This window comes from Streptomyces sp. P5F9, from assembly GCF_057961495.1.
The window spans coordinates 1-4,984 of the sequence record NZ_JBXVPZ010000601.1 but is presented as its reverse complement, the minus strand read 5'-3'; the positions used below and the strand labels follow the sequence as shown (position 1 = coordinate 4,984).

Sequence of the window (4,984 nt, the reverse complement as noted above, 5' to 3'; positions counted from 1 at the left end):
CGGAGATGTGTATAAGAGACAGGTACGCGGGGGAGGCCGGTTGGGAAGGCCTTGGTGGGCAGGACGCGACCGCCGGGAGTGGCTCCGGCGCGAATGCCGAGGTCGGCAAGTGCCGCACCGACGAACTGGAGGTCACCGCGACGGACAGCACCATCGACGGCGAACCCCGAGGGCTCGGTCGCGGTCACGTTCAAGAACGGCGGCGGCCAAAGCTGTTCCCTGTCTGGCTACGCGGGCGTCAACCTGAAGACCAGCGAGGGGATCTGTCCGCCAAGCGCAGTGGCCAGGAAGCAGGCTCGATGACGCTCACGGACGGCGAGTCGGTGTCGTTCGGTATCAACTACCCGGTCAACGACTCGGGCGGCTCTGTCGTCAAGATCACCGGGCTTGTGGTGACGCCGCCGGACGAGACGAAGTCGGTCTCCCTCGAATGGCCGGGCGCCGCCAGCCTGCCCGTCACCGACGGCTGCGGCTCCGTCGTCGAGGTCGGCCCTACAGGCAGCGCCGGCCAGGGCGGGGCGAGCTGACCCGAACGCCTCAAGGTGAGGTGTGCGGCTACGGCTACAGCTACGGCCCCCGGACACGACCGCTCAGCGGCTGTGGTGGGTTCAGCCTTCCAAGTACGCGAGGACGGCCAGGATCCGGCGGTTGTCGTCCTCGGACGGTTCGAGGCCGAGTTTGGTGAAGATGTTGTAGCTGTGCTTGCTGACGGTTTTCTCGGTGACGAACATCCGGGCGGCGATCGCGGCGTTGGAGCGGCCCTGGGCCATCAGCGAGAGGACCTCGTGCTCCCGTGGGGTCAGCGCCAGCAGGTGAGGGTCGGCCGAGCGGTGGGTCAGCAGGGCGGCGACCACGTCGGGGTCCATGATCGTACTGCCTGAGGCGACCTGCCGGACGTGGTCGACGAACTGGTCGACGGCCATGACCCGGTCCTTCAGCAGATAGCCCACGGCCCCGGCACGGTCCGACATCAGCTCCCTGGCGTAGAGCTGTTCGACGTACTGCGAGAGCACCACGACGGGCAGCCCGGGGATCTGCCGGCGCGCGTCGATCGCGGCGCGCAGGCCCTCGTCGGTGAAGGTCGGGGGCAGGCGTACGTCGATGATGGCGACGTCGGGCCGGTGGACTGTCAGTGCCCGGATCAGCGAGGGGCCGTTGTCGACGGCCTCGACGACCTCGAAGCCGTTGGCCTGGAAGATCCTGATCAGGCCCTCGCGGAGCAGGGCGAGATCCTCCGCTACGACAATGCGCACGGCAACGACATCCTTACCTCGGTGGGTCCGCCGGGCGGGCTGTCGACGGTCAGGGTGCCGTCGAAGGCGGCCAGGCGGCGGGCGATTCCGTGCAGGCCGGTGCCGGCGCGGGCACCGATGGCGGCGCCCCCGCGGCCGTCGTCGGACACCCGCATCGTCAGTTCCCCCGTGCTGCCGCCCGGCAACTCCCGTGTGCTGCCGCCCCGGTGGGGTGTGAACTCCACCTCGATGCGGATGTGCTGGGGCCGGGCGTGCTTGATGGCGTTCGACAGGGCCTCGGTGACGGCGAAGTAGGCCGCGGACTCGACCGGTGCGGGCAGCCGGCCGGGCAGGCGGGTCACCACCGTGGTCGGAATGGGGTTGACCAGGGCCAGGGCCCGCAGCGCGCCGTCCAGGCCACGGTCCGCCAGGACCGGCGGATGGATACCGCGTACCAGGTCGCGCAGTTCGGCGAGGGCGTCGGTGGTCGCCTCCCGGGCCTCGGCCAGCATCCGCTGGACGGCCCGCGGATCGGTGGGCAGCATCTGCTCGGCCAGGCCCAGGCTCATACCCAGCGACACCAGACGGGCCTGCGCGCCGTCGTGCAGATCGCGTTCGATCCGACGCAGTTCACCGGCCTGGGTGTCGACGGTGTCGGCCCGCGAGGCCGCCAACTGCTGGACGCGGGCCCGCAGTCGCGCCTGCTCGGTCGGGCCGAGCAGGGAGCGGATCACCAGGGCGTTGAGGTTCGCCAGACGCACGGCGGTGGTGTACCAGAGCAGCAGGAGCACCGGGCCGAGCGGGACCATCACCAACGACTCCTGGACGCTGTGCAGGCGGAAGCCGTTGCCCAGGGGAGTACGGAACACCTGAGGCGGGGTCAGCTGGTACAGGAGCGGATAGATCAGGTAGAAGACGCCGCCGAGGAAGAGGGTGAACGACAGCCCGCAGGTGAACCAGCCGGTGATCGAGTTGACCACCAGCCAGGCCCAGTCCCGCCAGGTCGCCGGGTCGCGCAGGGTCGCCCACAGCCGCCTCGGCCAGCCGGCGTCCGGGGGCGGCAGGTAGGGCGGGGCCATCGGTTCGCCGAGCCGGTCGGCGGCCCAGCGGCGGTGCAGGCCGGCGAACCAGCGGACCAGGACGGTCGAGAGCAGGGTCAGCGGGACGCCGGCCCCGAGCGCGACGACCGCCACCGAGGTGATCCAGAGCGTGGCCAGGCCGGTACCGAGTGCCGTGCCGAGCAGCAGCACCAGCGACCAGCCCAGCAGGCTCACCCGCAGGGCCAACCCGGAGCGCGGCGCGGAACCGTGGCGCGGGCCACGGCCACCGGGCACCGGGTGTGTCCCGGAGGGCGGGGCGCCGCCGGGGAGGCGGCGGGTCGCGCTGGGATCGGTCATCACGCTCCATCATCTTGCATCTGTGCCGGTGCCGGTGGCGTACCTCGATCACCTCAATCCCCCCGATCATGACCGGGTGGCCGGGGGCGCGCAGTGGGGTTTTCTCCACCTTCCCGGGGGCTCAGCCCCCGTGTTCCGTTGCATCGGCCCGACGAGGCTGGAAGGGCAGGAAGGCGTCGACGGGCAGCACCGCCGCCGACCAGTGGCCTGCATCCGTGCGCCGGCGTCGGACGCTCCGAGGCCGGTGCCCTCTCATTCAGGAGGTCCTTCATGACCGCAGACACGACCGCAGAGGCGCCGTCCCCGCGCGACCGCCACCGCCACCGGGCAGGGCTGACGCTTCTCGTGGCCGCGGCCCTGACCGGCACCCTCGGCGCCTGCGGCGGGGCGGCGGCCCAGCAGCCGTCCGCACCCGTCGGCGCGGACGTGTCTCAGCGCGCCCGGCTGGCCGAGTTGGCCCGGCAGGACGTGGACGCCGGAGCCCCCGGGGTGATCGTCCGGGTCGACGACGGTCAGGGGCGGCCGATCGAGATCGCCCGGCAGGCCCCCTGGAGCAGGGCCGACCACACCCTTGCCGCGAAGGACAAGTTCCGGATGGGCTCCAACACCAAGACGATGGTCGCCACCGTGGTCCTGCAACTGGTCGCCGAACACCGGCTCAAGCTGAGCGACCCGGTCGACGCGTGGCTGCCCGGCCTGGTTCCCAACGGGTCCGCGATCACCGTACGCATGCTGCTCAGCCACACCAGCGGCCTGTTCAACTACACCAACGACCCCGACGTGCTCAAGGCGTTCACCGGCCAGGACACCAGGATCTGGACGCCTCAGGAGCTGATCGCCGCCGGCGTCCGGCACGACCCGCTGTTCGCACCCGGCACGGACTACGCCTACAGCAACACCAACTACGTCGCGCTCGGCCTGGTCGCCGAGAAGGTGACCGGACACACTCTGGGCGACCTGATCCAGCAGCGGATCGCCGGGCCGCTCCACCTGAAGAACACGTACCTGGTCACCGGCACCGGCACCGGCACCGGCCCCGATCCCAAGAAGAGTCCCGTACTCGCCCACGGTTACGAGCCCGACGCCGCTCGCCTCGCCCCGCTGCTGCCTCCGGGCACGCCCGCCGGGACCACGTTCGCCGGTCCGGCCCGGTCCGAGGGTTACGTCGACACCACCTGGGTCAACGCCAGCACGGAGTGGGCCGCGGGCGGCATGGTCTCCACCGCGCGGGACTGGGCCCGCTTCGACCGCGCGCTGCTGTCCGGCAAGCTCCTGCCGGCCGCGCAGCTGAAGGAGATGAAGACCACCATCGCCGAGGAGTCCGAGTTCCCGAACCGCCGGTACGGGCTCGGGCTGGAGAAGGTGGTCACCCCCTGTGGCACTGTCTGGGGCCACAACGGCCAGGTCCCCGGCTACTCCAGCGAGGCCTACACCGACGCCACCGGCCGGCGTACCGCCTCGGTCATCACCTCCACGATCTTCGGTCTGGCCTCGCCGAAGCCCAGCGCCGCCAACCAGGCCGTGGTGAACGCCTCGGTGTGCGCCATGCTCGGCAAGCCGATCCCTGCCACGCCCGCGTCCCCGGCGGCCTGAGTCCGCCGCCTGACCCCGGCCGGCTGATCCCGGCTGGCTGACGTCGGCCGCTTGCCTCCGGACCGGCTCACCCCGCACCCCTCATGCCTCGCCCGTCGCGTGAGCGGTCCCGTTCCGTCTCGTCTCCCGTAGAGAAGAAGGTTGTTCAGTCATGTCCGCACTGGCCAGATGGTGTTTCCGCCACCGCCTTGTCGTCGTCGGGATCTGGATCGCGTTGCTGGTCGCGCTCGCCGTGCCGTACGCGATGCTCGGAACCAGCTACTCCAACGAGTTCAGCCTGCCCGGGGCCGAGTCCGCCAAGGCACAGGCGCTGCTCCAGTCCGCCGCTCCCCAGCAGGCCGGGGACAGCGACCAGATTGTGGTGCACGTACGCGACGGCTCGGTCCGGGACGCCGCCGTGCGGGACAAGGTCACCCCGATGCTGGCCGAGGTCGCGAAGCTGCCTTCGGTCGCTTCGGTGGCCAGTATGTACGGCCCCGCCGGAGCACCGCAGATCAGCAGGGACGGCACCACCGCCTACGCGACGGTGACCTTCGACGCGACGGTCGACCGGATACCGGTCGCCGACATCACCCGGGTCGTGGACACGGCCCGAGCCGCCCGTGACGAGGACCTTCAGGTGGAACTCGGCGGCCAGGCCGTCAGCAGTGCGGCCGAGGGCACCACCCGTAGCACCGAGGCGATTGGCATCGCCGCCGCCGGCATCATCCTGTTCGTCGCCTTCGGCTCGCTCCTGAGCATGTTCGTGCCCCTGCTCGTCGC

At 71.0% G+C, this 4,984-nt stretch carries 4 protein-coding genes and 1 pseudogene; 3 read left to right on the top strand and 2 right to left on the bottom strand.

The annotated features are described in order from the left end of the window. Window positions 1-527 (top strand): annotated as a pseudogene (locus AC31A1_RS46580) (DUF4232 domain-containing protein); the annotation flags it as partial. An 81-nt stretch (window positions 528-608) separates the two neighbouring features. On the opposite strand, the gene AC31A1_RS46575 reads toward AC31A1_RS46580, so the two are convergent. Further along, window positions 609-1,253 carry a response regulator transcription factor gene (locus tag AC31A1_RS46575; protein ID WP_489659126.1) on the bottom strand — a complete coding sequence of 215 codons (645 nt, stop codon included), beginning with the start codon at window positions 1,251-1,253 and terminating at the stop codon, window positions 609-611. Next, complete coding sequence (locus AC31A1_RS46570) at window positions 1,238-2,629, bottom strand: sensor histidine kinase (protein ID WP_489659125.1); 1,392 nt, start codon at window positions 2,627-2,629, stop codon at window positions 1,238-1,240. Before AC31A1_RS46570 ends, AC31A1_RS46575 begins: the two co-directional genes overlap by 16 nt. A 270-nt stretch (window positions 2,630-2,899) precedes the next feature. On the opposite strand from AC31A1_RS46570, the gene AC31A1_RS46565 reads away from it, so the two are divergent. Together AC31A1_RS46565 and AC31A1_RS46560 are read left to right on the top strand one after the other, a co-directional pair. After that, entirely contained in the window at window positions 2,900-4,222 is a 1,323-nt protein-coding gene (locus AC31A1_RS46565) for a serine hydrolase domain-containing protein (protein ID WP_489659124.1), read from the top strand. A gap of 151 nt (window positions 4,223-4,373) precedes the next feature. Further along, on the top strand, window positions 4,374-4,984 hold a 611-nt coding region (locus AC31A1_RS46560), incomplete at its 3' end, for an MMPL family transporter (protein ID WP_489659123.1).

Bases quoted from the DNA above. Each gene is read 5' to 3' on its own strand.
- AC31A1_RS46570 (WP_489659125.1), bottom strand. From the start codon at position 2,629: ATGACCGATCCCAGCGCGACCCGCCGCCTCCCCGGCGGCGCCCCGCCC.
- AC31A1_RS46565 (WP_489659124.1), top strand. From the start codon at position 2,900: ATGACCGCAGACACGACCGCAGAGGCGCCGTCCCCGCGCGACCGCCAC.